We start from the raw sequence: 26880 nt of genomic DNA, 5'->3' as shown, positions 1-26880 counted from the left end.
GGTCGCCTGCTGATGCCCGGGCTGCCCATGGCGCGTATGCGGCTAGGCCCCCGCCGCGTTCGGCCAGCTCTGCGCATTGGGCCACCCCGTGGCCGGCGCCGGGGTCAGATCGGTCGCCGGTGCCGTCATCCCGCGCACCTGGGCCGCCGTGAGGCCGCCCCGCGCCGGGACACCGGGGGGAGTGGGGGCGACCGCGGCGGCGGGTGCCGGTACCGGGGTGGGAGCGGGTACGGGGGCCGGCGCGGGCAGGGGCGCGGGCGCGGGCAGGGGTGCGGGCGCCGGCGCCGGGGCCGGCTGGGGGACGGCCACCGGTGCCATCGGCTGCTGTACCGGCGCGGGCTGCGGTGCCGTCGGCTGAGGCACCGGCATCGGCTGAGCCGCCGCGGGCAAGGGCTGCGACACCGGCATCGGTTGGGGCGCGGGCGCCGGCTGCGGCGCCGCGGGCAACCGCATGCCACCCCCGTTCGTCTCGCTCATCAGCCGGTCCACCGCCGCCGTACCCGAGCTGTAGCTGGTCCCGGTGCCCAGCTCGGGTACGGCGGCTCCCCTCCTGGACCCGTAGAGCACCTGCTCCAGGCCGGACACCAGGCGACGCACGTCGACCTGGGGGCGCACCACGAGTCTCAGGAAGCGGCTGGACGAGCCGATCTTGTTGCCGCACTCGCGGACCAGGATCCGGTGCTCGGTGAGCATCCGGTCCCGGACCACCGTGCCCTCGGCGCCGACGGGCAGTCGTACGAAGAGGAAGTTGCCCTGGGACGGATACACCGTCAGACCCGGGAGTGCGGAGAGGTGGCTGGTCATCTCCAGGCGGTCGCGGCGGACCTGCTGCAGGCTCTGGGCGTACTCGGGGCCGTGTTCCCTCAGCATGAACACCACGTGCTCGGCGAAGGAGTTGAGGTTCCACTTCGGGAGCATCCCCCGCACCTTCCCCGCGAGCGCCGGGTTGGCCACCAGATAGCCGAAGCGGACGCCGTGCAGGCCGAAGTTCTTGCCGAGGCTGCGCAGCACGACGACGTTGGGGCGGATCATGGCCTCCTGGACGACGCTCGGTTCGGCCTCCGCGTCGGCGAACTCCAGGAAGGACTCGTCGACGATCACCAGGTCCAGGTCCGCCATCGCGTCCATGAACTGCACTACCTGCTGTTTGCGCAGATAGCCGCCGTCGGGGTTGTTGGGATTGCAGATCACCGCCACCCGCGTGCCCCGCGTGCGGATGAAGTCCGCGTACTGGGCGAGGTCCAGGGCGAACCCGCTCGCCTCCTGGAGCGGGAACATGTCGACCCGCTTGCCGGTCTCCATCGGCTGGTCGGTCCAGCGGCCGAAGGTGGGCACCGGGATCGCCAGGGACTCGCGGACCAGCAGGTGGTCCATCCAGGTGATCAGTTCCGTGGAGCCGTTGCCCATCGCCACGCACTGCGGCGGCAGCTGGAGGAGGCTGCACAGTTCCGCGGTGATCGCGTCGGCGCTGCTCGGGTAGTACGTGATGATCTCGCGCAGCCGGACCGCCAGCTCGTCGTACATGGCCGGGGTGGGGAAGTACGGGTTGCACGGGATGCAGAAGTCCACCGGGCCGGTTCCGTCGCCGCCCTCTCGCGTCAGCGCCGCCATCGAAGGGCTGTGGGCGGCGCCGCCGCGGAACAACGAGGTGACGTTGCCGGCCAAAGGAACCTCCGTTTCAGGTGGCCCGTGCGGGGGAGCACGGGCCACCCTTGGATACGGAGGGGGCGGCAGTGGCGTTCAACTCGCCTGTCGTGTGAGGTGGTTCACGCCACGGTGCGCGCCCCGGTTCACGCCTCGAACGTGTGGATCGTCGTCGTCCGGTACGTCTGCCCGGGCCGCAGCACGGTCGACGGGAAGTTCGCGTGGTTCGGCGAGTCCGGGAAGTGCTGGGTCTCCAGGCACAGGGCGTCACCCTGACGGTAGGTGTGGCCGCCGGTGCCGGTGAGGGTGCCGTCGAGGAAGTTGCCGGAGTAGAACTGCAGGCCGGGCTGGTCGGTGGCGATCTTCAGGGTGCGGCCGGAGCGCGGGTCGCGCAGGGTCACCACATGTTCCGGGTGTGCCGTGATGCCCTTGTCCAGGGCCCAGTTGTGGTCGTAGCCCTTGGCCTGCACCTGCTGGACGTGCCCGGCGCGGATGTCCCGGCCGATCGGCTTGGCGTGGCGGAAGTCGAACGGGGTGCCCGCGACCTTCGCCAGCTCGCCGGTCGGGATGAGACCCGAGTCGGTGGGGGTGTACCGGGACGCGGCGATCCGCAGCTCGTGGTCCTCGATCGTGCCGCTGCCCTCGCCGGCCAGGTTCCAGTAGACGTGGCTGGTGAGGTTGACGATGGTCGCCTTGTCCGTGGTGGCCTCGTAGTCGATGCGCCACTCACCGTGCCGGGTCAGGGTGTACGTCACCTTCGCCTTGAGCGTGCCCGGGTAGCCCATCTCGCCGTCGACGCTGGTGTAGTGCAGGTGCAGGCCGACGTCGGAGCCCTCGGCGAACGGCTCGACGTCCCACACGTGCTTGTCGAAGCCCTGCTTGCCGCCGTGCAGGCTGTTCACGCCGTCGTTGACGGAGAGCTGGTAGCTCTTGCCGTCGAGCGTGAACTGGCCCTTGCCGATCCGGTTGCCGTACCGCCCGATCAGGGCGCCGAAGTACGGGCTCTTGGCGACGTAGTCGGCGATGTTGTCGAAGCCCGCGACGACGTTGGCGTAGTGGCCGCGGCGGTCGGGGACCTCCAGGGTCTGGACGATGCCGCCGTAGTTCAGGACCTTCAGCCGCGTGCCGCCGTTCTCCAGCGACCAGCGGTAGATCTTCGTGCCGTCGGCGAGCGTGCCGAACAGTTCCTTCACCGGCTTGCGGCCCCCGGACGTGGCGGACGCGGCCTGGGCGCCCGCCGCGGCAGCGGCTGATGTCTGCGTCGTGCCGAGGGTGGTGGCGGCGATACCGGCCGCCGCGGCTCCAGCGATGACCGTGCGTCTGTTCAGTTCCATGGATGCGGCTCCCTGAGAGGAGGGGCCCCACCGGCTCTTTCCGGTGGGGCCCGATCTGACTTACGAACCGGACTTGCGCTTGTTCCACACGTCGAAGCCGACCGCCGCCAACAGGGCCAGACCCTTGATGACCTGCTGCCAGTCGGTGCCGACGCTGAGGAGGTTCATGCCGTTGTTCAGCACGCCGAGGACGAGACCGCCGATGATGGCGCCGAGCACGGTGCCGACACCGCCGCTCATGGAGGCGCCGCCGATGAACGAGGAGGCGATGGCCTCCAGTTCGAAGCCGTCGCCCGCCTTCGGCGAGGCCGCGTTCAGACGGGCGGCGACCACCAGACCCGCCAGGGCCGCGAGCACGCCCATGTTCAGGAACACCTGGAAGGTGATGCGCTTGTCCTTCACACCGGACAGCTTCGCCGCCGGCAGGTTGCCGCCGATGGCGTAGATGTGCCGGCCGAAGACCGAGTTGCGCATGACGTAGCCGTAGCCGCCCACCAGGACGCCGAGGATGATCAGGATGATCGGCGCGCCGTCGTAGCTGGCGAGCAGCATGGTGAGGGCGAGGACCGCGGCGACCAGCGCGACGAGCTTGAGCAGGAACAGCTTCATCGGCACCACGTCGAGGGAGAACTCCTGCTGGCGGCGCCGGTCGCGCACCTCCTGCCACACCACGGCGGCGATCAGGACGATGCCGAGGAGCAGGGTGAGGTTGTGGTAGTTGGTGTTGGGACCGACCTCGGGCAGGAAGCCGTTGCCGATCTTCTGCAGGCCGTTCGGGAACGGGCCGAGGGTCTGGCCCTTGAGGAAGATCTCCGTCAGGCCGCGGAAGAGCAGCATCCCGGCGAGGGTGACGATGAACGACGGTATGCCGAAATAGGCGATCAGGAAGCCCTGTACGGAGCCCGCCACCGCGCCCACCAGCAGGCACAGCACCAGGGCGACGGGCCACGCGACATGGTGCTGCACCGTCAGTACGGCCGCGAAGGCGCCCACGAACGCCGTGATCGAGCCGACCGACAGATCGATGTGCCCGGCGATGATCACCAGCATCATGCCGATCGCGAGGATCAGGATGTAGCTGTTCTGCAGCACCAGGTTGGAGACGTTGCGCGGCAGCAGCAGGTCGCCGCCGGTCCAGAACTGGAAGAGGACGACGATCAGGCCGAGCGCGATCAGCATGCCGTACTGGCGCATGTTGCGGCGCAGGCCGCCGAGCACCAGCTGCAACAGGCCCTCGCCGGCGGTCGGTCCGCCCTTGCCCGGCGGCGCGGCCGCCGGGGTCTTGTCGGTGACGTCCGTGCTCATCGGGTTACCTCTTTGTCCTTCGTCATCTGGCGCATCAGCACTTCCTGCGTGGCCTCGGCCCGTGGCACCTCACCGGTCAGCCGTCCCGCGGCCATCGTGTAGATGCGGTCGCACATGCCGAGCAGCTCCGGCAGCTCGGAGGAGATGAAGACGACCGCCTTGCCCTGGGCGGCCAGTTGGTCGATGACCGTGTAGATCTCGTACTTGGCGCCCACGTCGATGCCGCGCGTGGGCTCGTCCAGGATCAGCACGTCCGGACCGGCGAAGATCCACTTGCTGAGGACGACCTTCTGCTGGTTGCCGCCGGACAGCTTGCCCACCGGCTCGAACACCGTCGGCGCCTTGATGTTCATGGACGTGCGGAACCCCTCGGAGACCTGCCGCTCCGCCTGCTCGTCCACCACGCCCCGCCTCGCGACCTTCTTCAGCGCGGTCAGCGAGATGTTCCGGTTGATGGTGTCGATCAGGTTGAGGCCGTAGTGCTTGCGGTCCTCGGTGACGTACGCGATGCCGTGCTCCACCGCCTCCGCGACGGTCTTCGTACGGATCTCCGTGCCGTCCTTGAGGACCGTGCCGCCCGCGTACCGGCCGTAGGTGCGGCCGAAGACGCTCATCGCGAGTTCGGTGCGGCCGGCGCCCATCAGGCCCGCGATGCCGACGATCTCGCCCCGGCGGACGCTGATCGACACGTCGTCCACGACCCTGCGCTGCTGGTCGATCGGGTGCAGCACGGTCCAGTTGCGGATCTCCAGCGCGGGGGCCGCGCCCTCCTCCGGCTCGTGCGGGGTGCGCTCCGGGAAGCGGTGGTCGAGGTCGCGGCCCACCATGCCGCTGATGATCCGGTCCTCGGTGGTCTCCGGCGCCTTCACGTCGAGCGTCTCGATGGACCGCCCGTCGCGGATGATCGTCACCGAGTCGGCCACCCGGCGGATCTCGTTGAGCTTGTGGGAGATGATGATCGAGGTGATGCCCTGGTCCTTCAGTTCCAGGATCAGGTCGAGGAGTTTGCCGCTGTCCTCGTCGTTCAGCGCCGCCGTCGGCTCGTCGAGGATGAGCAGCTTCACCTCCTTCGACAGGGCCTTGGCGATCTCCACGAGCTGCTGCTTGCCCACGCCGATGTCGGCGACGCGGGTCTCCGGGTGCTCGTCGAGGCCGACCCGGCGCAGCAGTTCGGTGGCGTGGCGCAGGGTCTCGCGCCAGTTGATGAGTCCACGCGTGGCGTGTTCGTTGCCGAGGAAGATGTTCTCCGCGATGGAGAGGTACGGCACCAGCGCCAGCTCCTGGTGGATGATGACGATGCCGTGCTGCTCGCTCGCCCGGATGTCCTTGAACCGGCAGACCTCTCCCTCGAAGAGGATCTCGCCCTCGTAGGTGCCGTGCGGATGGACGCCGGAGAGCACCTTCATCAGGGTCGACTTGCCGGCGCCGTTCTCCCCGCAGATGGCGTGGACCTCGCCCTGACGGACCGTCAGGGTGACGTCCGACAGCGCTTTGACACCGGGAAAGGTCTTGACGATCGAGCGCATTTCCAGGACGGGTCCCGCCATGGTCGTGCCTTCCAATCCGTAGGGGCGGGCGCTTACTTGAGTTCGGACTCGGTGTAGTAGCCGCCGTCCACCAGCACCTGCTTGTAGTTGGTCTTGTCGACGCTGACCGGCTGGAGCAGGTAGGCGGGCACGACCTTGCTGCCGTTGTCGTAGGTCTTGGTGTCGTTGACCTGCGGCTTCTTGCCCTTCAGGTCGTCGTCCACCATGGTCGCGGCGACCTTGGCGAGCTGCCGGGTGTCCTTGTAGACGGTCTGTGTCTGCTGCCCGGCGATGATCGACTTGACCGAGGCCAGCTCGGCGTCCTGACCGGTGATGACCGGCAGCGGGTTGCTGCCCGAGCCGTAGCCGTCCGACTTCAGGGCGGACAGGATGCCGATGGAGATGCCGTCGTACGGCGAGAGCACCGCGTCGACCCGGCCGCTCTTGTAGGCGGAGGTGAGGATGTCCTCCATGCGCTTCTGCGCGGTGGTGCCGTCCCAGCGCAGCGTCGTGACCTGGTTGAGCTGGGTCTGCCCGGACTTGACCACCAGCTGCTTCTTGTCCATGTACGGCTTGAGCACGCTCATCGCGCCGTTGAAGAAGTACTTGGTGTTGTTGTCGTCGTTCGAGCCCGCGAACAGCTCGATGTTGAACGGGCCCTTCTTGCCGGCGTCCAGGCCGAGCTTGTGCACGATGTAGGTGCCCTGGAGGACGCCGACCTTCTCGTTGTCGAAGGAGGCGTAGTAGTCGACGTTCGGGGTGCCGAGGATCAACCGGTCGTAGGCGATCACCGGGATCTTCGCGGAGTGCGCCTCCTGGAGCACGTTGTTCAGCGACTTGTTGTCGATCGCCGCGACGATCAGGCCCTTCACGCCCTGCGTGATGAGGTTCTCGATCTGCGAGACCTGGGTGCTCGGGTCGTCCTCGCCGTAGACCAGCTTGGTCTTGTAGCCCATGGACTGCAGGTTCTTCACGACGTTGTTGCCGTCGTTGATCCAGCGTTCGGAGGATTTCGTCGGCATGGCGATGCCGATGGTGGCGCCCTTGACGTCACCGGTCTTCTCCTTGCTGCCGCCCGAGCTGCTCTGCCCGCACGCGGTCAGGGTGAGGGCGAGCGAGGCGGTCGCGGATATCGCGGTGAGTGCGGCTCTGCGGTTGCGCATGGTGATCCGTCCTTGTTCTTCTCGGCGTTGAGATGTTCTTGCGGGGTCGGTGAAGCGCCCCGTGAGGGGCGCGGGGCGGGGACATGTGCGGCTCCGCCGCGTGGGCGCGCCCAGCCACGAGCGGCCTGCGGTTGCAGACGGCCCGCAGCTCCCCTCGCTCATCCCGCGGAGCGCTCGGCGGGGAACCGGTTCAAAGCCCCCGGCAGCCGCGAGCCGAGCGGCGCCATGTCGCCGTCCGCGCCGTGCCGGGCGAGCAGGTCCAGGGCGAGGCGGCCGCGCCGCACCCGCTCCCGGGCGGTGTCCAGGGTCACGTCCCTGAGGTGGGTGCCCCACGGGTAGATGCCGGGTGCCTTGGACAGACCGAACTTCAGATAGAGCGGGGCGCCGCGCCGGATCAGCTCGGCGACCTCGTACATCCGCACATAGCCGCCGAGGTCGTCGGGGGCCTCGATGTACATGTCCATGGGTGCCGCGGACACCCGGCGGATCTCGGTGAGGTGATCCAGCGTCAGATCGCTGGGCACGTTGACGGAGTCGGCGCCGAGCCGCTCGAAGACGGCGTACGAGGCCGGGTTGACGGGGCCGATGAGCGCCGAGACCTTCAGCGTGGTGTCGGCCGGGATGATCCCGGCCGCACGGGCCCGGTGCAGGGTCCACAGCACGCCCTCGTCGGCGACCAGCAGGCACTTGACGCCCAGTTCGGTGGCTCGTACAGCGTCCTCGACGCAGCCGGCGACGGCGTCGTGGCCCCGTGCGCGCAGTCCGGCCCCCCGCGAGTCGGAGCGCACCGAGCCACCGATGTCCCAGGTGCCGCGCGGGCCGGTGAACAGGCAGAGTTCGATGTCGCGTGCGGCGGTGGCCTCGACCATCTCGGTGATCTCGGCGTCGGTGAGCATCCACACGCCGCTGCCCTGGCTGATCCGGTGGATCGGGACGTCGAGGCGCGAGGCCTCCTTCAGCACGACCGCCAGCGCTTCGGGACCCTCGCACGAGGGGATCTCGGTGCGCCAGCGGCCACCGCCCGGGAAGCTGTGCGCGGAGGCGTCGGCGGGGTCGAGGGCGGGCGCGCCCAGGCCGAGGGTGGTGAGCGCCTGCTCACCGGGTCGGCGGGCCGCCGTGGCGGAAGCGTCGGTCGTCACAAGCTGTCCTTCGTGTTCGGTATTTCGGACGAGGTTCGCGGCTCGGGGCGGAGAACGGCCCGGGTGGTGCTGCGAAAAAGGCGGCCGTGGTGGTACGCCGGTCAGGGCGCCGTCAGGTCACGCCCTGACCGGCGTACGTCATCAGGGGCGGAGCAGCACCTTGCCCACCTTCGGATCACCCGCCCCGACCAGCTCGATGGCCTGCGGGAACTCGGTCAGCGGCAGCTCGTGCGTGACCAGCGGCAGCGGGTCCAGCAGCCCGGCGCCGAAGACCCGCACGGTGTGCGCCCAGGCGTCCGGCGGCGCCCCGAAGACGGTGTGCACCTCCAGCTGCCGTACGACGAGATCGGTCGGGTCGAGCCCGTCCGCGCCCGGCGCCGGGATCCCGGTCAGCACCAGCCGTCCGCCGCGCCGGAGCAGTGAGGCGGCGGTGCGCGCGGCGGAGGCCGAGCCGGCCGTCTCGATCACGACGTCGAAGTCGGCCGGGAGTTCCTGGTCCTTCAGCCGGAAGCCGGTCGCGCCGAACTGCCGCGACAGCGCTTCCCGGTCGTTCCTGGTGCCGACGACGAGCAGCTCCGCCGGCGAGACGGCCTTCAGGAACTGCACCGCGAACATCCCGAGCGTCCCCGTGCCGACCACCGCGACCCGCTCGCCCGGCAGGGCGCGGGCCTTCAGCGCGGCGGCCGCGATACAGGCGGCCGGCTCCAGCAGGGCGGCGGCGGTGAGGTCGGCGTCGTCCGGCAGGACGTGCAGCAGCCGGGCCGGGAGGGTGAGCGTGCCGGCCATGGCGCCGGGCTGGGTGAACCCGGTCTCCTCGTAGCCGTCGGTGCACAGGGTGGTCTCACCGGCGTGGCAGCGGTCGCAGACCTGGCAGTTGCGGAAGCCCTCGCCGACCACCTTGCGCCCGACGAGTCCCGCCGGCACCCCGGCGCCCACCGTGGAGACCGTGCCCGACCACTCGTGCCCGGGGACGAGCGGGTAACGGACGTACCCCTCGGGCCGGTTGCCCTGGTACACCTCGCGGTCGCTGCCGCAGATGCCGACCGCGTGCACGGCCACCAGCGCCTCGCCGGGGCCGGGCTCGCGCGGCGTGTGCGGCACGAGCCGGTGCCGGCCCGGGGCCTCGACGACGACGGCGGTGCTCACTTGGTCCCCTTCGGCTTGCGCTGCTCCCAGCCCTCGGCCCACAGGTCGAACCGGGCCTGCTGCTGCGGGAACTCGGCGGCGGCGTCGACGTCCAGCTCCACGCCCAGACCGGGCGCCTCGGAGAGGTGGAAGTACCCGTCCACGACCTGCGGGGCCCCCTTGACCACCTTCTTGATCTCCGCGTCCGCGAAGTCGTTGAAGTGTTCGAGGATCTTGAAGTTCGGGGAGGTGAAGCCGACCTGGAGGGAGGCGGCGGTGAGCACCGAGCCGCCGACGTTGTGCGGCGCGATCAGCATGTAGTGCGTCTCGGCGGTGGCGGCGAGCTTGCGGGTCTCCCAGATGCCGCCGATGTGGCCGACATCGGGCTGGATGATGTCCACGGCCTGGCTGTCGAACAGCTCGCGGAACTCGATCCGGTCGTGGATCCGCTCACCGGTGGCGACCGGGATGTCCACCTTGGCCGCGACCTTCTCCAGCGCCTTCAGGTTCTCCGGCGGCACCGGCTCCTCCAGCCAGGCCGGCTTGAAGGGCGCCAGCTCCTTCGCCAGCCGGACGGCGGTGGCGGGGGAGAAACGGCCGTGCATCTCCAGCATCAGCTCGGCGTCCGGCCCGATGGCGTCGCGCACGGCCTCGATGAGGGAGACGGCGTACAGCGTCTGCTGGTGGTCGAGCTCGAAGTGCCCGGTGCCGAACGGGTCGATCTTCAGCGCCCGGTAACCGCGCTCCATGACCTGCTGGGCGGCCTTGTGGTACGCCTCGGGCGTTCGCTCGGTCGTGTACCACCCGTTGGCGTAGGCCTTCACCTTGTCGGTGACCTTGCCGCCGAGCAGCTGCCACACCGGCACGCCCAGCGCCTTGCCCTTGATGTCCCAGCAGGCCATCTCGACGACCGCGATGCCGGACATGACGATCTCACCCGCACGGCCGTAGTCGCCGTACTTCATCCGGCGGACGAGGTCCTCGACCGCGAACGGATCCGAGCCGAGAATGTGATTGGCCTCGGCCTCCCGCAAATAGCCGATCAGCGCGTCGGTGTGCCCGAGCATCCGGGTCTCGCCGACTCCCGTGATCCCCTCGTCGGTGTGCACCTGGACGTAGGTCAGGTTGCGCCACGGCGTGCCGACCACGTGTGTGCTGATTCCGGTGATGCGCACGGCAGTTGCCCCTCAGCTGTTCGAGATTTCGTCACACGTTCGAAATGCTGGCGTGACAGTAAGGACGGTGCGGTGGGGGTGTCAATGGGTCGAACAGGTAACGGTTTCGACAAGCCTTTCGAGAATTCTTTCGCTTTCTACGAAACCTTCACAGCGGTGCCTAGGAACGTGACCGATGGGGAATCTAGTCTTCCGGCGTCATGGACTACTGCCACCCGTGCCAACGGCACCTCAACGGCGCCCTGGCCTGCCCCGGGTGTGGAACTCCGGTGCCCGCCGCCGCGGAAGCATCGGCCGCGTACGCGCGCGCGAGCACGGGTGGGGCACCGGGGTACGGAGTCCCCCCGCAGTACGCGGAGCAGTACGCCCAGCAGTACGAGTCCCAGCAGTACCGCATCCCCCAGCAGTACGACCCGGCCGGTCCGGAACGGGCGGCGTGGACGGAGCAACCGGAGCCGCGCGAGGACTGGGACCCCGGGGACGAGCCCGGCACCGAGGCCGCGGCCGACGGCGATCCCGAGCCCGATTCCCCGAGCGATCCCGACCCCGACACCGACCAGGAACCCGGTGGCCGGGCCGCCCGGCGCCGCGCGCGCGGCAGCACCACCGTGAGCCCCGCCGACGCCGACGCCAGCCGCCGCGACCGCAAGGCCGCCGCACACCGGCGCCGGCGCCGCCGTACGGTGCTGATCACCGCGGGTTTCGTGCTGGCCGCGGGCAGCCTGGGATTCGCCGAACTCGGCACGGACGCGCCCTTCTCACCGTTCTCCAGCGGGCAGCCGGACACCGCCGGGGACACCGCGGCCGACGGCGGCACGTCCTCCACGTCCCCCGGCGCCACGGCCGACCCGGCCTCCGGCACCTCCGGTACGGCACCGGGCGCGGCCGGTTCTGCCTCCCCGGACGCCTCCGCGTCCGCCTCCAAGTCCCCGAAGGACAAGACCTCCAAGTCGCCCGACGCCAAGGACACCGGCAAGGCGTCGCAGACCCCCACGGCGGGCTCCGGCACCACCCCCAAGGCCCCGGCGCCCACCGCCACCTCCCGGCCTGCCCCCACCCCCTCCAGCGCCCCGACGACCTCGGCTCCGTCCCCGGCGCCCTCGCCCACCAAGACCTGCAACCGTTTCCTGTGGTGGTGCACCTGACCCCGCCCGCGCACCCGCGCGCCCCCCGTGCCATCGCCTGAGCCCCGCCGTGCGCTGCGCGCCACCCCGCGCCATCCGCCATCCGGGGCAGTGGTGACACCCATGGGCGTCCGCGGCGGTTGAGTCGAACAGGTACATCCCGCCGTACGGGTCTCGGGAACGCCCCGAACGGGAACGGGCGTTGTGCCGAGAGGGAGCAGCGAGCAGCGGCTCAGGTTGAGGAGAGCGGATGACGCAGCAGATCACCGTCCAGGGCACAGTCGCCGAGGGTTTCGAGGCGGTGCGCGAGGAGTTCGCCGCGTTCGTCGCCGGGGAACGCGACGACTACGAGGGTCAGTTGTGCGCGTATGTGCGGGGTCGGCGGGTCGTCGACCTGTGGGCGGGCGCGGAGGCGGACTCGCTGTACGGCGTGTTCTCGTCCACCAAGGGTGCCGCCCATCTGGTGGTCGCCCTCCTGGTGCAGGACGGCACACTGGAGCTGGACCGCAAAGTGACCTACTACTGGCCCGAGTTCGCCGCCGAGGGCAAGGGCGGGGTGACCCTCAGGGACCTGCTCGCGCACCGGGCGGGTCTGGTCGGGATCGACGCCGGGTTCTCCGCCGAGGAACTGGCCGACGACCGCGCGATGGCCGAACGCCTCGCCGACCAGAAGCCGTTCTGGCGCCCGGGCACGGCCTTCGGCTACCACGCGCTGGTGATCGGCGCGCTCACCGGAGAGGTGGTCCGCCGGGCCACGGGCCACACGCTCCAGGAGGTCTACGAGGAGCGGGTCCGCGTGCCGTACGGCACGGACTTCTTCCTGGGCCTGCCCGAGTCCGAGGAGCCCCGGTTCCGCTCGGTGCGGCCGATGCCCCCGACGCCCGAGCAGCAGGCCCTGCTGGACGCCCAGCCGACCGGCCCGCACACGCTGGCCTCGATTGCCTACAACGCCCACGTCCCGGAGCCGGGCACCCTGGCCGACTACGCCAACTCCCGTCTCGTACGGGCCAAGGGACCGGCGTCGGCGGGCGGCGTCGCCTCCGCGCGCGGGCTCGCCACCATGTACGCGGCGGCGATCAGTGAACTGGACGACCGCCCGCCGCTGCTCAAGCCCGACACGGTCGCCGAGGTGGGCCAGATCCACTCCGTGGGCTACGACCTGGTGGCCCGCGCCCACAAGTCGTACGGCCTCGGCTTCCAGGCCACCGCCGACATGTGGCACCCGGTCCTGGGCGCCGGTGCCTTCGGCCACAGCGGCGCAGGCGGCAGCCAGGCCTTCGCCGACCCACGCAGCGGCCTGGCGTACGGCTACACACGCCGCCGGATGGCGTTCCCGGGAGGGGCGGCACCGGAGAACGACAGGTTCGTGCGCGTGCTGCACCGGGCGGCGCTGACTCCCTAGGAGCGCGGGGCTGTGTCGATATGCGGCTCCGCCGCGCGGGCGCGACCAGCCACGACGCACCCGCACCCGAAGAAGCACCGCACCCGGCAGACGCCCCCCGCCGAAAAAGAGACCGCACCCCACGTCCAAGGATGCGGTCTCCGCAGTACGCAACGACGACCGTCAGACCAGCGTCACGCTGATGTTCCCCCGCGTGGCCTTCGAGTACGGGCACACCTGGTGAGCCTTCTCCACCAGCTCCCGGGCCACCTCGGCGGACACGTGGGGAATGTTCGCCGAGATCTCCACGATGATCCCGAACCCGTCCTCGTTCTTGCCGATACCGACCTTCGCGGTGACGGTCGACCCGGAGACGTCGGCCCCCTCCTGCCGGGCGACGACCCCCAGCGCGCCCTGGAAGCAGGCGGAGTATCCCGCGGCGAACAGCTGCTCCGGGTTCGTGCCGGCGCCGTTGCCGCCCATCTCCTTGGGCGGGTTGACGACGACGTCGAGTCGGCCGTCATCCGTGGCGACCCGGCCGTCCCGGCCGTTCTCGGCGGTGGCGACGGCGGTGTACAGGACGTCGGACTGCGTGATGGGCATGCGGTTGTCTTCCTCCTCGGTCCGCCGCGACTCGCGCCCACGATCGACGACGGATTTCGGAAAGAAGTTACCGCATGCCGAAAACACAGCAGAAGCCCTGGCCGGTCAGAGCTTGACGATCATCTTGCCGATGTTGTCGCCGCGCAGTACCCCGAGGAACGCCTCCAGGGTGTTCTCGATGCCCTCGACGACCGTCTCGCGGTACTTCAGCTCGCCCGAGGCGACCCACGGCCCGACCTTCTGGACGAACTCCGGCTGCAGGTCGTAGTGGTCGCCGACCAGGAAGCCCGCCATGCGGCCCCGGGTCTGGATCAGCCGGGCGAGGTTGCGCGGGCCGGGTGCGGGCTCGGTGTTGTTGTAGACGGAGATCATGCCGCAGATCGCGATCCGGCCACCCTGGCGGAGCGAGCCGATGGCCGCCTCCAGGTGGTCCCCGCCGACGTTGTCGAAGTAGACGTCGATGCCGTCCGGCGCGGCAGCGCGCAGCTGCTCGCTCACCGGGCCGTTCTTGTAGTTGAACGCCGCGTCGAAGCCGTACTCCTCGACCAGCAGCTTGACCTTTTCGTCGGAGCCGGCCGAACCGATGACCCGCGAGGCGCCGAGCAGCTTGGCGAGCTGGCCGACCTGGCTGCCGACGGCGCCCGCCGCGCCGGACACGAAGACGATGTCGCCCTCCTTGAAGGAGGCGGTGCGCAGCAGTCCGGCGTAGGCGGTCAGGCCGGTCATACCGAGAACGCCGAGGTACGTCGAGAGGGGCGCGGCCGCGGGGTCGACCTTGACGGCGTTCTTCGCGTCCACGACGGCGTACTCGCGCCAGCCGAAGAAGTGCAGGACGTGGTCGCCGGTCCCGATGCCCTCGGCGTTGGAGGCGATCACCTCGCCGACCGCGCCGCCCTGCATGACCTTGCCCAGCTCGTAGGGGGCGGCGTACGACTTCGCGGCACTCATGCGGCCGCGCATGTACGGGTCCACGGAGAGGTACTTGTTCCGCACCAGCACCTGGCCCTCGCCGGGGGTCGGGACGGGGGTCTCGACGAGGGCGAAGTCCTCGGGCTTCGGCCAGCCGACGGGACGGCTGAGCAGGTGCCACTCACGGTTGGTCATGACAGAGGGCCTTTCTCAAATACTTCAGAACCTGAAACAACCATGCTCCTGAATATTTCAGGATGTCAAGTAACGGGGTATCCTGGAGAGCATGTCCACCCCATCGAAGACCCGCCGCCCCGACGCCCTGACCATGGAGGTCGTCGAACTGATCGGTGACGTCGTCGCCCGCTTCTACGCGGACTACGAGAAGGCGGCGGGCGAGCACACCCTGACCGGACCGCAGGCCCGGCTGCTCAGCCTGCTCTCGCTGGAGCCGCTGCCCATGCGCAAGCTGGCGCAGAAGCTCAAGTGCGAGCCGTCCAACGTGACCGGGATAGTGGACCGCCTGGAGTCCCGGGGACTGGTCGAGCGCCGCCCGGACCCGGCCGACCGCCGCGTGAAGCTGGCCGCCGCCACGGACGAGGGCGTGCGCATGGCCCAGGACCTGCGCGAAGGCCTCCGCTTCGCCCGCGAGCCCCTCGCCGGGCTGTCGGAGGAGGAGCGCCGCTCCCTGCGCGACCTGCTGCGCCGGATGCTCGACGCCTGAGAAGACCGGTGCCGGCCGGCGGGGAATCGGTAAAGTCTCCGCATGCGCGATCTTGGGGTGGGGTTCGGTCATCTGCTGAAGGGCCAGCGCTGGATGAGCCGGCACGGCCGGAGTTACGGCTTCGGACTGCTGCCCGGGCTGATCACCCTGGTGCTCTACGCCGCGGCGCTGGTCGCGCTCGCGGTGTGGGGCGAGGACGCGGTCACCTGGGCGACGCCGTTCGCGGACCACTGGTCCAGCCCCTGGCAGGGCCTGTTCCGCGGCTTCCTCACGGCCGTCCTCTTCGCCCTCGGGCTGCTGCTCGCCGTGCTGACGTTCACGGCCGTCACCCTGCTGATCGGCCAGCCCTTCTACGAGAACCTGTCGGAGCAGGTCGACGCCGCAGCCTCGCCCGACGGCACCGCCCCGCGGTCGGACCTGCCGCTGTGGCGCGAGCTGTGGATCTCGGCCCGGGACAGCCTGCGCATCCTGGTGCGGGTTGCGCTGTGGGGCGTACTGCTCTTCGCCCTCGGCTTCCTGCCGGTCGTCGGGCAGACCGCCGTCCCCGTGCTCGGCTTCTTCGTCACCGGCTTCTTCCTCACCGAGGAACTCACCGCCGTCGCCCTCCAGCGCCGGGGCGTGGAACTGCGCGCCCGGCTCGCCCTGCTCCGTTCCCGCAAGACCCTGGTCTGGGGCTTCGGCACGCCCCTCGGCCTGGCCTTTCTGATCCCGTTCGTCGCGGTGTTCCTGATGCCGGGCGCGGTCGCGGGCGCCACGCTCCTCGCCCGCGAGCTGCTGGGCGAGGAGAACGCCGACGGCGTTGCCGACGAGTCCGAAGAGGAGAACGCCACCCCGTGACCCAGATACTCGCCGTCGCCGTCATCACGGTCCTCGCCGTGATCGCCCCCGGCGCCGACTTCGCCATGATCGTCCGCAACAGCTATCTGTACGGCCGCCGCACCGGTCTGCTCGCCGCCGCCGGCGTCGCCGCGGGAGTCCTGGTCCACGTCACCTACACCCTGCTCGGCGTCGGCCTGCTGATCGCCTCCTCCACCGCCCTGTTCACGGTGATCAAGCTGATCGGCGCGGCCTACCTCGTGTACGTCGGCATCCGCACCTACCGCACCCGCGGCGAGCTGAAGATCGACCTGGCGGACCGCCGTGAGCTGACCCCGTTCGCCGCGCTGCGCACCGGCTTCCTCACCAACGTCCTCAACCCGAAGACGACCCTCTTCGTCGTCTCCACCTTCGCCCAGGTCGTCAGCCCCGACACCCCGCTGTACCGGCAGGTCGGCTACGGCCTGTTCATGTCGCTCGCCCACCTGCTGTGGTTCGGCGTGGTCGCCACCTTCTTCTCGCAGGCCAGGATGCGGGCCCTGATGCTGCGCGGCCAGAAGATCCTCAACAAGGTCATCGGCTCGGTCCTGGCCGGCCTCGGCGTCAGCCTCGCGCTCGCGCCGTCGCACTGAACCCGCCCGTCCGGCTCAGCCGGGGATCCGCTCCGCCGCCTCCCGCAGTGCCGTGACGAAGGCCCGCGCCGCCGTCGTCAGCGTGCGTCCGCGGACCGTCGCCGCGTACACCGCGCGCGGCGGGGCGTCCTCGGCGTGCACCGGCAGCAGGGCGACATCCGGCCGTACGGACGCGGCGGCCAGCGCCGGGACCAGGGTCACTCCGAGGCCGGCGGCGACGTACCCCTGCTTGGCGGTCCACTCGCCGACGACGTGCGCGACCCGCGGCCGGAAGCCCAGCCGCACGGCCGCGTCGAGGAGGGTGCCCTCGGGCCGGGAACTGCCGGCGATCCAGTCGGCGTCGGCGAGCCGGGCCAGCCGCACCGGCCCGTCGGCCCGGGCGAGCGGATGGCCGGCGGGCACGGCGACATACAGGGTCTCGTCGAGGAGATGGTGCAGCTCGTACGCCTCCAGCGGGGCGCGGCCCGTCGTGGAGACCACCGCGAGGTCGAGACGGCCCGCCGTCAGCCGGTCCAGCAGGCCGGGGGAGAGGCCCTCCTCGCGCGAGACGCGGACCCGGGGCTGACGGGCGCGGAAGACGGCCAGCGCGTGCGGGACGAGCGCCGCGTCGGCGGTGGCGAACGCGCCGAACCGCAGCCGCCCGCCCGCCGCCGCCCGCAGCTCGGCCAGGTCGCGGGCCGCGCCGCGCAGTGACTCGGACACGGCCTCGGCGTACGGCACCAGCGTCCGGCCGGCCTCGGTGAGCCGCACCCCCCGCGGCAGCCGGTCGAAGAGCGGACTGCCGCCGAGGGCCGACTCCAGTGCGGAGATCTGCCGGGACACGGCGGACTGGGTCCAGCCCAGCGTCCGCGCGGCCACCGTGAACGAGCCGTGCCGGGCCACCTCCAGGAACACCCGCAGCCAGACGGTGGACAGGTCGGGCGGCTCGGGGTGCGCGCGGCGCCTGTCATGCGAAGTAAGCATGGCTTCGATGCTAGACATTCGCTTGTCGCATCGCACGGCCCGGTCCTAGCGTCGACGGCATGGAGAAGATCGCTTTTCTGGGGCTGGGGCACATGGGCGTCCCGATGGCCCATCGGCTCCTCACGGCCGGTCATCCGCTCACCGTCTGGAACCGCACCGCGGCCCGCGCCGAGCCGCTCGTCGCCGAGGGGGCCTGGCGCGCCGGGTCACCGGCGGAGGCGGTGCGGGACGCCGACGTCGTGATCACCATGCTCGCCGGGCCGGACGCGCTCACCGCCGTGGCCGACGCCGTCGCGCCGGAGCTGCGGCCGGGTACGACGTGGGTCGAGATGTCCACCGTCGGACCGGACGCCGTACGGGAACTGGCCGGCCGGCTGGGGGACGGGGTCACCCTCGTCGACGCGCCGGTCATGGGCAGCACCGACCGGGCCGCCGAGGGCACGCTCGGCATCCTCGCGGGCGGGGACACGGCCGCGGTCGAGCACGTCCTGTCTCTCTTGGGCACGGTCACCCGCACCGGCCCGCTCGGCTCCGGGGCGTCCCTCAAACTCGTCGTCAACACGGCGGTGATCGGCGGTGTCGGCCTGGTCGCCGAGGCGCTGCGGCTCGCCGCCGCGCTGGGCCTGGACGGCGACACGGCCCGTGCGGCGCTGAAGGCGGGCCCGCTCGGCGGCGCGGTCGACCGTGCCTTCGCCGACGGGGCGCTCTTCGCGACCGACCTCGCCGTGAAGGACCTGCGCATCGCCACGGGTGCCGCAGAACTGCCGATGGCCGCAGCGGCGTTGGAGCAGCTCCAGCGGGCCGCGGCGGACCCCGCGCTGGCCCGCGCCGACATCGCGCGGGCCGCCGCCCACATCATCCGTACCGTCTGAAGGACTCCCCGTGCAGATCACCCTGAACAGCCCCGCCACCGCACCGCAGCCCCTGAGCCCCTACTACTCCCAGGTGGCCCGCGTCGAACACGCCGACGGCAGCGCCCTGTTGTTCCTCTCGGGCCAGATCGCCGAGGGCCACACCCTGGCCGAGCAGACCCGGGGCGTCTTCGAGACGATCGACGCCCTGCTCAAGGCGCACGGCGCGAGCCTCGCGGACGTCATCAACATCCGCACCTATCTGACCGACATCAGCAAGCTCGACGAATACGGCACCGTACGGCGGCAGTTCCTCACGGGGGCCCCGCCGACGAGCATGACCTTCGAAGTGCCACGACTGTTCCGCCCGGAGGCGCAGGTGGAGGTGGAGGTCGTGGCGGCCGTACAACCCTCCTGAGAGCAACCGTGGCGGTCGCCGTACTCGGTGCGCAGCACCGCCGCCATGGACTCCCGCACCCGCGCGTACCGCTCGGTGACATACGCACGCCCACGAGCCCGGCGGCCGGCTCCCCACCACCCGGGGCTCCCTCACCGACGGCCCGGTCACCCAGGTCGTCCCCACGGACGGTGAACTGCCTTACACGGAAGACCTGTTCATCGGCTACCGCGCCTGGGAGCAGGCCGGCCGCACCCCCGCCCACCCCTTCGGCTACACCGACTGGGCCTACGAGTCCCTGGACGTCGATGGCACCACCGCGCGCATCCGTCTCCGCAACACCGGTGAGCGGCCCGGCCGCGAGGTCGTCCAGGTCTACCTCTCCCCGGCCGACCCCGACCCCGACCCCGGGCGCCCGGCCCGCCGGCCCGCCGGCTTCGCCTCCGCCGAGGCCGGTCCCGGCGAGAGCGTCGAGGTGACCGTCGCCCTGCCGCGCCGCGCCTTCGAGATCTGGGACGAGACGGCGAACGCGTGGGCGTTTGTGAAGGGTTCGTACGAGATCAGCGCCGGACGCTCGATCGCGGACCGCAGACTCACCGCGCCGATTAACGTCTGATCCGGGACAAGTCCCCCATGAGCAGCCCCGGTCCGGGACCTGACCCCCGGACCGGGGCTCGTCGCCTCCGGGCCCGTATGGCAGACTCCCGGCCCGCGAACACCGGAAGACACCGGGCACGGCACGGGGGAGAGACATCGTGTATCCAGGCCAGCAGCCGGGGCCGTACGGCCAGCAGCCGCCGACGGGGCCGTACGGCCGGCCGCCGCAGTACCAGCAGCCGTATCCGCAGCAGCCCTACGCGCCGCAGCAGCCGTATCCGCCACAGGGGTACCCGCAGCAGCCGTACCCGCCTCAACAGCCCTATCCGCCCCAGCAGTCCCCCCAGCCCCCCGCCCAGCACGTCGGCGAGGGCCGGATGCGGCTGGATCCGAACCTCACCCCCGCCCAGCGTGATCTGGCGCTGAAGATCCAGGCGAAGTCCAAGCCCATGGCCTACGGCATGGTGCTCGGCATCCCGCTCACCTTCGGCGGCGTCCACTACGGCATCACCGAAAAGCCCCTCGGATTCGTCGCGGCGCTCGCCGGGCTGGCCCTGCTGGGCTTCGGTGTCTTCTCGCTGATGCAGATGCAGGCCCTCAAGCGGCAGCTGCGGCTCATCACGGCGGACGCCTGGCGTTCCCCGGCCGCGCATCTGCCCGGCGCCCGCAAGGCCGCCACGCAGGCCGCCTATCTCAACGGCCTGCTGGTCCTGCTGTCCCTCGCCGCGACCGGCTATCTGCTCTACAAGGGCGCCGGCTGGGGTGCGTACGGCAACTCGCTGGGCTTCGGCGCGCTGATGCTGGGCGCGGCCTTGCCGTTCGGTATGGCGGTGGCCGCCGCGACCACCGTTCCGCAGCTGCTTCAGGTGATTCCGGCCGGGGCGAAGGTGGGGCGGAGCCTTTACTCGATCATCTTTGTGCTGGCCACGACGGTCACCGGTGAGGGCATCAAGGGCGGCTCGGTCGGGCCGGTGGTGGCCGGTGGCTGCACGCTGCTGATCTGTGGAGCCGCGATGTCCCTGCTGGGCAAGGCGGCCAGGCGGATGAGGGGCGAGACGCTCTAGCGGACCCCGAACCCGTACACCGTCTCCGAGCGGAACACCTCGCCCGGCCTGAGCACCGTGCTCGGGAACTCCGGGCGGTTCGGGGAGTCCGGGAAGTGCTGGGTCTCCAGGGCGATGCCGTCGCCCGGGGCGAAGGGTTCGCCCAGGTGGTCGGCGGTGTACAGCTGGAGGCCCGGCTCGGTCGTCGCCACGGTCAGGGTGCGGCCGGACGCCGGGTCGTGGAGTTCGGCGACCTCCTCCGGGGCGGGGGTCACGCCCTTGTCCAGGACAAAGTTGTGGTCGTAGCCCGAGCCGACCTTGCGGGAGGTGCGGAAGTCGAACCGGGATCCGGTGACGTCCTCCAGGGTGCCCGTCGGGATCAGGCCGGCGTCCACCGGGGTGAAACGGGAGGCGGCGAGCCGCAGTTCGTGCCCGCCCGCATGACCCGCTCCGGCCAGGTTGAAGTAGCTGTGGTTGGTGAGGTTGATCACGGTCGGCGCGTCCGTGACCGCCTCGTAGGCGATCCGCAGCGCACCGGACGCGTCCAGGGTGTAGGTCGCCGACACGTCCAGGCGGCCCGGGAAGCCCTCCTCGCCGTGCGGGCTCGTCCGGCTCAGCCGTACCCCGTGCTCGACGGGCTCCGCACCCCACACCCGCTTGTCGAAGCCGAGCACGCCACCGTGCAGGGAGTTCGGGCCGTCGTTCGGCTCCAGGGCGTACACCGAGCCGTCCAGCGGGAAGCGGGCGTGCGCGATCCGGTTGGCGTACCGGCCGATCAGGGCGCCGAGGTACGGCTCCGGGTGGGTGAGATAGCCGTCCAGGTCCGGGAAGCCGAGCACCACGTCCGCCGTCCGGCCCTCCCGGTCCGGCACCTGGAGCGACCGCACGATCCCGCCGTACGTCAGGACCTCCACGCGTGTCCCGCCCCGCTCCAGCGTCCAGCGGTGGACCTCGGTGCCGTCGGACAGTGTGCCGAAAAGTTCGCTCATGTGGAAAACAGTAGGCGAGGAGTGTTCTAGGCAACCGGATTGGCGGCGGTGATCGTCCGGTACGCGATCGACGCGAGCCGTGCCTGACCGTCCTTGCTGGGGTGGAACCAGTCCCAGTGGCTGAGCTGGTCGGTGCCGAAGCTGTAGTCGTAGACCGCGTTGTTGTCGAAGCGGCAGCGGCTGTCCTTGGCGCAGACGTCCTTCAGCACCTTGTTGTACTGCACCACCCGCTGCTGCACCCGGTCCCGGCGGAGCACGGCCGCGCTGGTCAGATCGTCGGCGTCGGACAGCATCGACGGGCAGATGCCGAGCTTCCACACCTCCTTGCCCAGCGGATTGGTCCGCCCCTGCGACCACAGCCGCTTCAGGTTCGGCACGCTCGCGACGTACACCTGGGTCTTCGGCGACGCCGCGCGCAGGGTGTGCAGCGCCTCCTCGAAGTCCGCGCGGAAGTCGGCCACCGAGGTCATCGCCCGCGCCGAGGACCGGCAGGCGTCGTTCGCGCCCACCATCACCGTCACCAGCTCCGGGCCGCGCGCCGCCGCCTGGGACATCTGCTCGGGCAGGTCCGCCATCCGGGCGCCGGTCACCGCGTAGTTCCAGCTGCGCTCCGCCGCGCCCGTGACCCCGAGCAGCCGCACCGCCAGGCTGTCCACCTGCGCGTCGCTGCCGGTCGCCCAGGACACCTCGGGGCAGTCCGAGAGCACCGTGCACGCGTCGAAGCCGCGGGTGATGGAGTCGCCGACCGCGGCGATCGAGCCGGGGCTGCGGTTCCACACCGGCGCGGGTCTGGCCGCGCGTGCCTTGGTGCCCTCCGACGCGGGCGCGCTTCCGCCCCCGGCGTCGCACCCGGCGACGCCCAGCACGGCGGCCGCCACGACGGCGAGAGCGGCGTGCCCACGGCTGCTCGGCTTCCGCATCCCCTGCTGATCCCCTCGTCGTCGAACCCGGTGCCCCCGGGTGTTCGTATGTGCTCCCTCTCATAACAACGCGCGAGGGTTCCCGACCGGGCGTCCTGGAACGGAGCACCCCCGTACAAGCGTCCCCCTGGGTGAATGGCGGGGGTTTCCTGACACCGGGACCGACGGTACGTCACACTCCTTGCACCGCCGCAGGGTAGCCTCGCCATCAACGCGGCCGTCGGGCCGCTGCCGCCAGCCAGTCCGCAAGATGTCCCGCTCTGCCCGGAGGTTCCGGTGACGACACGTGGAGTTCTGTACGTGCACTCCGCGCCGCGCGCGCTGTGCCCGCACGTCGAGTGGGCCGTCGCCGGGGTGCTCGGCACGCGCGTCAACCTCGACTGGATCCGGCAGCCCGCGGCCCCCGGCACCTGGCGCTCGGAGTTCTCCTGGCAGGGCGAGGCCGGTACGGCCTCCAAGCTGGCTTCCGCGCTGCGCGGCTGGCACCTGCTCCGCTTCGAGGTCACCGCCGAGCCCTGCCCGACCGCCGAGGGCGAGCGTTACAGCTGCACCCCCGACCTCGGCATCTTCCACGCCGTCACCGGCATCCACGGCGACATCCTCATCCCCGAGGACCGCCTGCGCGCCGCCCTGACCCGCTCCCAGCGCGGCGAGACCGACCTGGAAGCAGAGATCGCCAAGCTCCTGGGCAAGCCGTGGGACGACGAACTGGAACCGTTCAGGTACGCCGGCGAGGGCGCCCCGGTCCGCTGGCTCCACCAGGTGGTGTGAGTTTTCCTGACTGGATCTTTCCGTATCCGGGCATGAGAAGGGGCCCCTGCCGATCGGCAGGGGCCCCTTCTCGCGTACTCAGATCGTGCGGAACGCCAGAACCACGTTGTGCCCACCGAACCCGAACGAGTCGTTCAGCGCGGCGATACGGCCCTCGGGCAGCGCACGCACCTCGTCGCGCACGACGTCCGCGTTCACCTCGGGGTCGAGCTCGCCGATGTTGATGGTCGGCGGAGCAGTGCGGTTGACCAGCGCCAGGATCGACGCCACGGTCTCGATGCCACCGGCGCCGCCCAGCAGGTGACCGGTCATCGACTTCGTCGCGGAGATCGCCATGTGGTCGACGTCGTCGCCGAACACCTTGCGCAGCGCCTTGATCTCGGCCACGTCACCCTGCGGCGTCGACGTGGCGTGCGCGTTCACGTGCACGACCTCGGCCGGCTTCAGATCCGTGGTGTCGAGCAGGTTCTGCAGCGCGTGCGCGATGCCGTTGCCCGACGGCTCCGGCTGGGTGATGTGGTGGCTGTCGGCGGAGATGCCCTGGCCGACCGCCTCGACGTAGATCCGGGCGCCGCGGGCCTTGGCGTGCTCCTCGGACTCCAGAATGATCACTCCGGCGCCCTCACCGAGCACGAAGCCGTCACGGCCGGCGTCGTAGGGACGGGAGGCGCCCTGCGGGTCGTCGTTGTTCTTGGACATCGCCATCATGTTGCCGAACGCGGCGATCGGCAGCGGGTGGATGGCGGCCTCGGTACCACCGGCCACGACCACGTCCGCACGCCCGGTGCGGATCATCTCGATCGCGTACCCGATGGCCTCCGCGCCCGAGGCGCAGGCCGAGACGGGGGTGTGCACACCGGCGCGGGCACCCAGCTCGATGCCGACGTTGGCCGCCGGGGAGTTGGGCATCAGCATCGGCACGGTGTGCGGGGAGACGCGGCGTACGCCCTTGTCCTTGAGGATGTCGTACTGGTCCAGAAGCGTCGTCACGCCGCCGATGCCGGAGGCGATGACCGCACCGAGACGGTCGGGGTTCACGGACGCGTCCTCACCGGCCCTGGCGGTGAAACCGGCGTCCTTCCAGGCTTCCTGAGCGGCGATCAGCGCGAACTGCGCCGAGCGGTCCAGCTTGCGGGCCTGCGGCCGGGGGATGATCTCGCCCGGCTCGACGGCGATCTGCGCTGCGATGCGGACCGGCAGGTTGGCCGCCCACTCCTGCTCCAGGAGGCTGACACCGGACTTGCCGGCGAGCAGGGCCTCCCAGAACGAAGCTGCGTCGCCACCCAGCGGTGTGGTTGCGCCGATACCGGTGACGACCACGGTGCGATTGGTCGGGCTCACGGGAATTCTTTCTCCAACGGATGCGGGATTCTACGGCGCCACCGCCGGGTGGCGGGGCCTTGCAGCCTGGGCCTAAGAGGTGACTCAGCCCTGGTGCTTGAGGATGTAGTCGGTCGCGTCACCGACGGTCTTGAGGTTCTTGACGTCCTCGTCCGGGATCTTCACGTCGAAGCGCTCCTCGGCGGCGACGACGACCTCGACCATGGACAGCGAGTCGACGTCCAGGTCGTCGGTGAAGGACTTGTCCAGCTGGACGTCCTCGGTGGGGATCCCGGCGATCTCGTTCACGATCTCGGCGAGACCGGCGACGATCTCTTCCTGAGTGGCGGCCATGTCAGGCGCTCCTTCTTCGATGTTCCAGACGGTTTGTGGCAAATTGCTGCCGTGCCCGATCCCAAGATCCGGCACGGAGTGCCTAGGGGAGGGTAACGACCGTTGCGGCGTAGACGAGACCCGCCCCGAATCCGATGACGAGCGCGGTGTCGCCGCTCTTCGCCTCCCCGGTCGCCAGGAGCCGCTCCATCGCGAGCGGAATCGAGGCGGCCGAGGTGTTGCCGGTGGTGCGGATGTCACGGGCGACCGTGACGTGCTCCGGCAGTTTGAGGGTCTTCACCATCGAGTCGATGATCCGCACATTGGCCTGGTGCGGGATGAAGACGTCCAGCTCCTCCGGGCTGATCCCGGCCGCGTCCAGCGCCTGCTGGGCGACCTTCGCCATCTCGTACACGGCCCAGCGGAACACCGCCTGGCCCTCCTGCGTGATGGCGGGGAACTTGATGTTGCCCTCGCTGTCGAGCGGCAGCTGGGAGACGTCGCCGAGCCGGAAGCGGTTCCAGGGCACGGTCTGCTTGATCGTCTCGGCCTTGTCGCCCTCGGAGCCCCACACGGTCGGGCCGATGGCCGGCTCCTGCGAGGGACCGACGACGACCGCCCCGGCGCCGTCGCCGAACAGGAAGGCCGTGGCCCGGTCCTCCAGGTCGGTCAGGTCGCTGAGCCGCTCCACGCCGATGACGAGCACGTACTCGGCGGAACCTTCCACCACCATGCCCTTGGCGAGGGTCAGGCCGTAGCCGAAGCCCGCGCAGCCGGCCGAGATGTCGAATGCGGCGGCCTTGTCAGTGCCCAGCTTGTCGGCGATCTCGGTGGCCACGGCCGGGGTCTGGCTGAAGTGCGAGACCGTCGAGACGACCACGGCACCGATCTGCTCGGCGCCGATGCCGGCGTCCGCGATGGCCTTGCCGGCCGCCTCGATCGACATCGCGGCCACGGTCTCCTCGGGACCGGCCCAGTGCCGGGTCTCGATGCCGGAGCGCGAGCGGATCCACTCGTCGGACGAGTCGATCTTCTCCAGGATCACCTCGTTGGGCACCACCCGGGTCGGCCGGTAGCCGCCGACACCGAGGATGCGCGCATACGGGGCGCCCTTGCTGGGCTTGATCTTCGCCATGTACGGCTCCTTAGGCGCCGGCGTGCTCGGAGATGAGCGCGCGGGCCGCGTCGAGATCGTCGGGGGTCTTCAGGGCCAGCGTCGTGACGCCGGGCAGCGCTCGCTTGGCCAGGCCGGTCAGCGTGCCGCCCGGGCACACCTCGATGAGCGCGGTGACGCCCAGCTCCTTGAAGGTCTCCATGCACAGGTCCCAGCGCACGGGGTTGGCGACCTGGCCGACCAGCCGCTCCAGCACCTCGGCACCGGTCGCGACGGCACGGCCGTCCTTGTTGGAGACGTAACGGACCTTCGGGTCGGCCGGGTTCAGCTCCGCGGCGGCCTTGGCCAGCGTCTCGACGGCGGGAGCCATGTGGCGGGTGTGGAAGGCGCCGGCGACCTTCAACGGGACGACCTTGCGGACGCCCTCGGGCTTGTCGTCGTTCAGCGCGGCCAGCTGCTCCAGCGTGCCCGCGGCGACGATCTGGCCCGCGCCGTTGATGTTCGCCGGGGTCAGGCCCAGCTTCTCCAGATGCGCGACGGAGGTCTCGGGGTCGCCGCCGAGCAGCGCCGACATGCCGGTCTCGGTGACCGCGGCGGCGTCGGCCATCGCCAGACCCCGCTTGCGGACCAGGCCCAGCGCGGCGGTGTCGTCCAGGACGCCCGCGAAGGCGGCGGCGGTGATCTCGCCCACGCTGTGACCGGCCACCGCGTCCGGGGCGGTGTCACCCAGTGCCGCGGCGGACAGGATCCCGGCGGCGACCAGCAGCGGCTGGGCCACCGCGGTGTCACGGATGGCGTCGGCGTCGGCCTGGGTGCCGTAGTGGACCAGGTCCAGTCCGATGGCGTCCGACCAGCCGGCGACACGGTCGGCGGCGCCGGGCAGTTCGAGCCAGGGAGTCAGGAAGCCGGGCGTCTGGGCGCCCTGGCCGGGAGCGACGAGTACGAGCACTCTCACACTCTCTCTTGGGGACGGCCACGGCCG

General features: G+C 70.7%; 26 protein-coding genes and 1 pseudogene. 10 read left to right on the top strand and 17 right to left on the bottom strand.

Annotated elements, in window-relative coordinates; genetic code table 11:
- Window positions 1-42: 42 nt before the first annotated feature.
- From ACWCQS_RS27045 to ACWCQS_RS27010, 8 genes are all read right to left on the bottom strand, one after another.
- Window positions 43-1665 (bottom strand): pyridoxal phosphate-dependent aminotransferase, encoded by a 1623-nt coding sequence (locus ACWCQS_RS27045; RefSeq protein ID WP_451006850.1) that lies wholly within the window; start codon window positions 1663-1665, stop codon window positions 43-45.
- 125 nt (window positions 1666-1790) lie between these two features.
- The gene (locus ACWCQS_RS27040) at window positions 1791-2978 is read right to left on the bottom strand and encodes an aldose epimerase family protein (protein WP_451006849.1); all 1188 of its coding nucleotides are present in this window, start codon (window positions 2976-2978) and stop codon (window positions 1791-1793) included.
- Between the two features lie 60 nt (window positions 2979-3038).
- The gene (gene mmsB / locus ACWCQS_RS27035) at window positions 3039-4283 is read right to left on the bottom strand and encodes a multiple monosaccharide ABC transporter permease (protein ID WP_451006848.1); all 1245 of its coding nucleotides are present in this window, start codon (window positions 4281-4283) and stop codon (window positions 3039-3041) included.
- The gene (mmsA, locus tag ACWCQS_RS27030) at window positions 4280-5830 is read right to left on the bottom strand and encodes a multiple monosaccharide ABC transporter ATP-binding protein (RefSeq protein ID WP_451006847.1); all 1551 of its coding nucleotides are present in this window, start codon (window positions 5828-5830) and stop codon (window positions 4280-4282) included. The genes mmsB and mmsA overlap by 4 nt, the downstream gene beginning before the upstream one ends.
- A 32-nt stretch (window positions 5831-5862) precedes the next feature.
- Complete coding sequence (gene chvE / locus ACWCQS_RS27025; protein ID WP_451006846.1) at window positions 5863-6972, bottom strand: multiple monosaccharide ABC transporter substrate-binding protein; 1110 nt, start codon at window positions 6970-6972, stop codon at window positions 5863-5865.
- Window positions 6973-7130: 158 nt separating this feature from the next.
- Window positions 7131-8111, bottom strand: coding sequence for a hypothetical protein (locus ACWCQS_RS27020; RefSeq protein WP_451006845.1), 981 nt, complete (start codon window positions 8109-8111; stop codon window positions 7131-7133).
- Window positions 8112-8252: 141 nt separating this feature from the next.
- Complete coding sequence (locus ACWCQS_RS27015) at window positions 8253-9257, bottom strand: zinc-dependent alcohol dehydrogenase (protein ID WP_451006844.1); 1005 nt, start codon at window positions 9255-9257, stop codon at window positions 8253-8255.
- The gene (locus ACWCQS_RS27010; protein ID WP_451006843.1) at window positions 9254-10411 is read right to left on the bottom strand and encodes a mandelate racemase/muconate lactonizing enzyme family protein; all 1158 of its coding nucleotides are present in this window, start codon (window positions 10409-10411) and stop codon (window positions 9254-9256) included. Before ACWCQS_RS27010 ends, ACWCQS_RS27015 begins: the two co-directional genes overlap by 4 nt.
- Window positions 10412-10611: 200 nt before the next feature.
- Between ACWCQS_RS27010 and ACWCQS_RS27005 the strand changes: the two genes are divergently transcribed.
- Together ACWCQS_RS27005 and ACWCQS_RS27000 are read left to right on the top strand one after the other, a co-directional pair.
- Complete coding sequence (locus ACWCQS_RS27005) at window positions 10612-11556, top strand: SCO2400 family protein (protein ID WP_451006842.1); 945 nt, start codon at window positions 10612-10614, stop codon at window positions 11554-11556.
- Window positions 11557-11785: 229 nt separating this feature from the next.
- The gene (locus ACWCQS_RS27000) at window positions 11786-12937 is read left to right on the top strand and encodes a serine hydrolase domain-containing protein (protein ID WP_451006841.1); all 1152 of its coding nucleotides are present in this window, start codon (window positions 11786-11788) and stop codon (window positions 12935-12937) included.
- Window positions 12938-13099: 162 nt separating this feature from the next.
- Here ACWCQS_RS27000 and ACWCQS_RS26995 read toward each other — a convergent pair whose 3' ends face one another.
- Together ACWCQS_RS26995 and ACWCQS_RS26990 are read right to left on the bottom strand one after the other, a co-directional pair.
- Window positions 13100-13519 carry an organic hydroperoxide resistance protein gene (locus ACWCQS_RS26995; RefSeq protein ID WP_451006840.1) on the bottom strand — a complete coding sequence of 140 codons (420 nt, stop codon included), beginning with the start codon at window positions 13517-13519 and terminating at the stop codon, window positions 13100-13102.
- A 105-nt stretch (window positions 13520-13624) separates the two neighbouring features.
- Window positions 13625-14623: an NADP-dependent oxidoreductase gene (locus tag ACWCQS_RS26990; RefSeq protein ID WP_451006839.1), complete on the bottom strand. Its 999-nt coding sequence runs from the start codon at window positions 14621-14623 to the stop codon at window positions 13625-13627.
- Between the two features lie 91 nt (window positions 14624-14714).
- Between ACWCQS_RS26990 and ACWCQS_RS26985 the strand changes: the two genes are divergently transcribed.
- Genes ACWCQS_RS26985 through ACWCQS_RS26975 form a run of 3 tightly spaced genes read left to right on the top strand, consistent with a single transcriptional unit; the run spans window position 14715 to window position 16600 of the window.
- Window positions 14715-15152 (top strand): MarR family winged helix-turn-helix transcriptional regulator, encoded by a 438-nt coding sequence (locus tag ACWCQS_RS26985; RefSeq protein ID WP_450980966.1) that lies wholly within the window; start codon window positions 14715-14717, stop codon window positions 15150-15152.
- A gap of 42 nt (window positions 15153-15194) precedes the next feature.
- Window positions 15195-15989, top strand: a complete 795-nt coding sequence (locus ACWCQS_RS26980; RefSeq protein ID WP_451006838.1) for an EI24 domain-containing protein — start codon at window positions 15195-15197, stop codon at window positions 15987-15989.
- A complete protein-coding gene (locus tag ACWCQS_RS26975; RefSeq protein ID WP_451006837.1) occupies window positions 15986-16600 on the top strand; it encodes a LysE family translocator in 615 nt (204 codons plus the stop codon). The genes ACWCQS_RS26980 and ACWCQS_RS26975 overlap by 4 nt, the downstream gene beginning before the upstream one ends.
- Before the next feature lie 15 nt (window positions 16601-16615).
- On the opposite strand, the gene ACWCQS_RS26970 is transcribed toward ACWCQS_RS26975, so the two are convergent.
- A complete protein-coding gene (locus ACWCQS_RS26970) occupies window positions 16616-17563 on the bottom strand; it encodes a LysR family transcriptional regulator (RefSeq protein WP_451006836.1) in 948 nt (315 codons plus the stop codon).
- A 59-nt stretch (window positions 17564-17622) separates the two neighbouring features.
- Here ACWCQS_RS26970 and ACWCQS_RS26965 point away from each other — a divergent pair, with 59 nt between their 5' ends.
- From ACWCQS_RS26965 to ACWCQS_RS26950, 4 genes and pseudogenes are all read left to right on the top strand, one after another.
- Window positions 17623-18435 carry an NAD(P)-dependent oxidoreductase gene (locus ACWCQS_RS26965; protein ID WP_451006835.1) on the top strand — a complete coding sequence of 271 codons (813 nt, stop codon included), beginning with the start codon at window positions 17623-17625 and terminating at the stop codon, window positions 18433-18435.
- Window positions 18436-18445: 10 nt separating this feature from the next.
- Window positions 18446-18832, top strand: a complete 387-nt coding sequence (locus ACWCQS_RS26960) for a RidA family protein (RefSeq protein WP_451006834.1) — start codon at window positions 18446-18448, stop codon at window positions 18830-18832.
- A gap of 82 nt (window positions 18833-18914) precedes the next feature.
- Window positions 18915-19427, top strand: a pseudogene (locus tag ACWCQS_RS26955) (fibronectin type III-like domain-contianing protein); the annotation flags it as partial.
- A 139-nt stretch (window positions 19428-19566) separates the two neighbouring features.
- Window positions 19567-20472 carry a hypothetical protein gene (locus ACWCQS_RS26950; RefSeq protein ID WP_451006833.1) on the top strand — a complete coding sequence of 302 codons (906 nt, stop codon included), beginning with the start codon at window positions 19567-19569 and terminating at the stop codon, window positions 20470-20472.
- Here the strand turns inward: ACWCQS_RS26950 and ACWCQS_RS26945 are convergent.
- Both ACWCQS_RS26945 and ACWCQS_RS26940 read right to left on the bottom strand, forming a co-directional pair.
- Window positions 20469-21440, bottom strand: coding sequence for an aldose epimerase family protein (locus tag ACWCQS_RS26945; protein WP_451006832.1), 972 nt, complete (start codon window positions 21438-21440; stop codon window positions 20469-20471). The genes ACWCQS_RS26950 and ACWCQS_RS26945 overlap by 4 nt on opposite strands.
- Window positions 21441-21466: 26 nt before the next feature.
- Complete coding sequence (locus ACWCQS_RS26940) at window positions 21467-22360, bottom strand: SGNH/GDSL hydrolase family protein (protein WP_451006831.1); 894 nt, start codon at window positions 22358-22360, stop codon at window positions 21467-21469.
- Between the two features lie 276 nt (window positions 22361-22636).
- Here ACWCQS_RS26940 and ACWCQS_RS26935 point away from each other — a divergent pair, with 276 nt between their 5' ends.
- Entirely contained in the window at window positions 22637-23131 is a 495-nt protein-coding gene (locus tag ACWCQS_RS26935) for a DUF3145 domain-containing protein (RefSeq protein WP_030341287.1), read from the top strand.
- A 78-nt stretch (window positions 23132-23209) separates the two neighbouring features.
- On the opposite strand, the gene fabF is transcribed toward ACWCQS_RS26935, so the two are convergent.
- The 4 genes from fabF to ACWCQS_RS26915 all read right to left on the bottom strand — a co-directional run bounded on the left by fabF (window position 23210) and on the right by ACWCQS_RS26915 (window position 26847).
- On the bottom strand, window positions 23210-24472 hold the full coding sequence (fabF, locus tag ACWCQS_RS26930; RefSeq protein WP_451006830.1) for a beta-ketoacyl-ACP synthase II: 1263 nt from the start codon (window positions 24470-24472) through the stop codon (window positions 23210-23212).
- A gap of 84 nt (window positions 24473-24556) precedes the next feature.
- Window positions 24557-24805 (bottom strand): acyl carrier protein, encoded by a 249-nt coding sequence (locus tag ACWCQS_RS26925; protein WP_135785772.1) that lies wholly within the window; start codon window positions 24803-24805, stop codon window positions 24557-24559.
- An 82-nt stretch (window positions 24806-24887) separates the two neighbouring features.
- A complete protein-coding gene (locus ACWCQS_RS26920) occupies window positions 24888-25919 on the bottom strand; it encodes a beta-ketoacyl-ACP synthase 3 (RefSeq protein WP_451006829.1) in 1032 nt (343 codons plus the stop codon).
- Window positions 25920-25929: 10 nt separating this feature from the next.
- On the bottom strand, window positions 25930-26847 hold the full coding sequence (locus ACWCQS_RS26915; protein ID WP_451006828.1) for an ACP S-malonyltransferase: 918 nt from the start codon (window positions 26845-26847) through the stop codon (window positions 25930-25932).
- Window positions 26848-26880 lie beyond the last annotated feature (33 nt).

The organism is Streptomyces sp. NPDC002076 (genome assembly GCF_053593835.1).
Note: the sequence above shows the minus strand (reverse complement) of the source record. Positions and strands in the feature narration are given on the sequence as shown.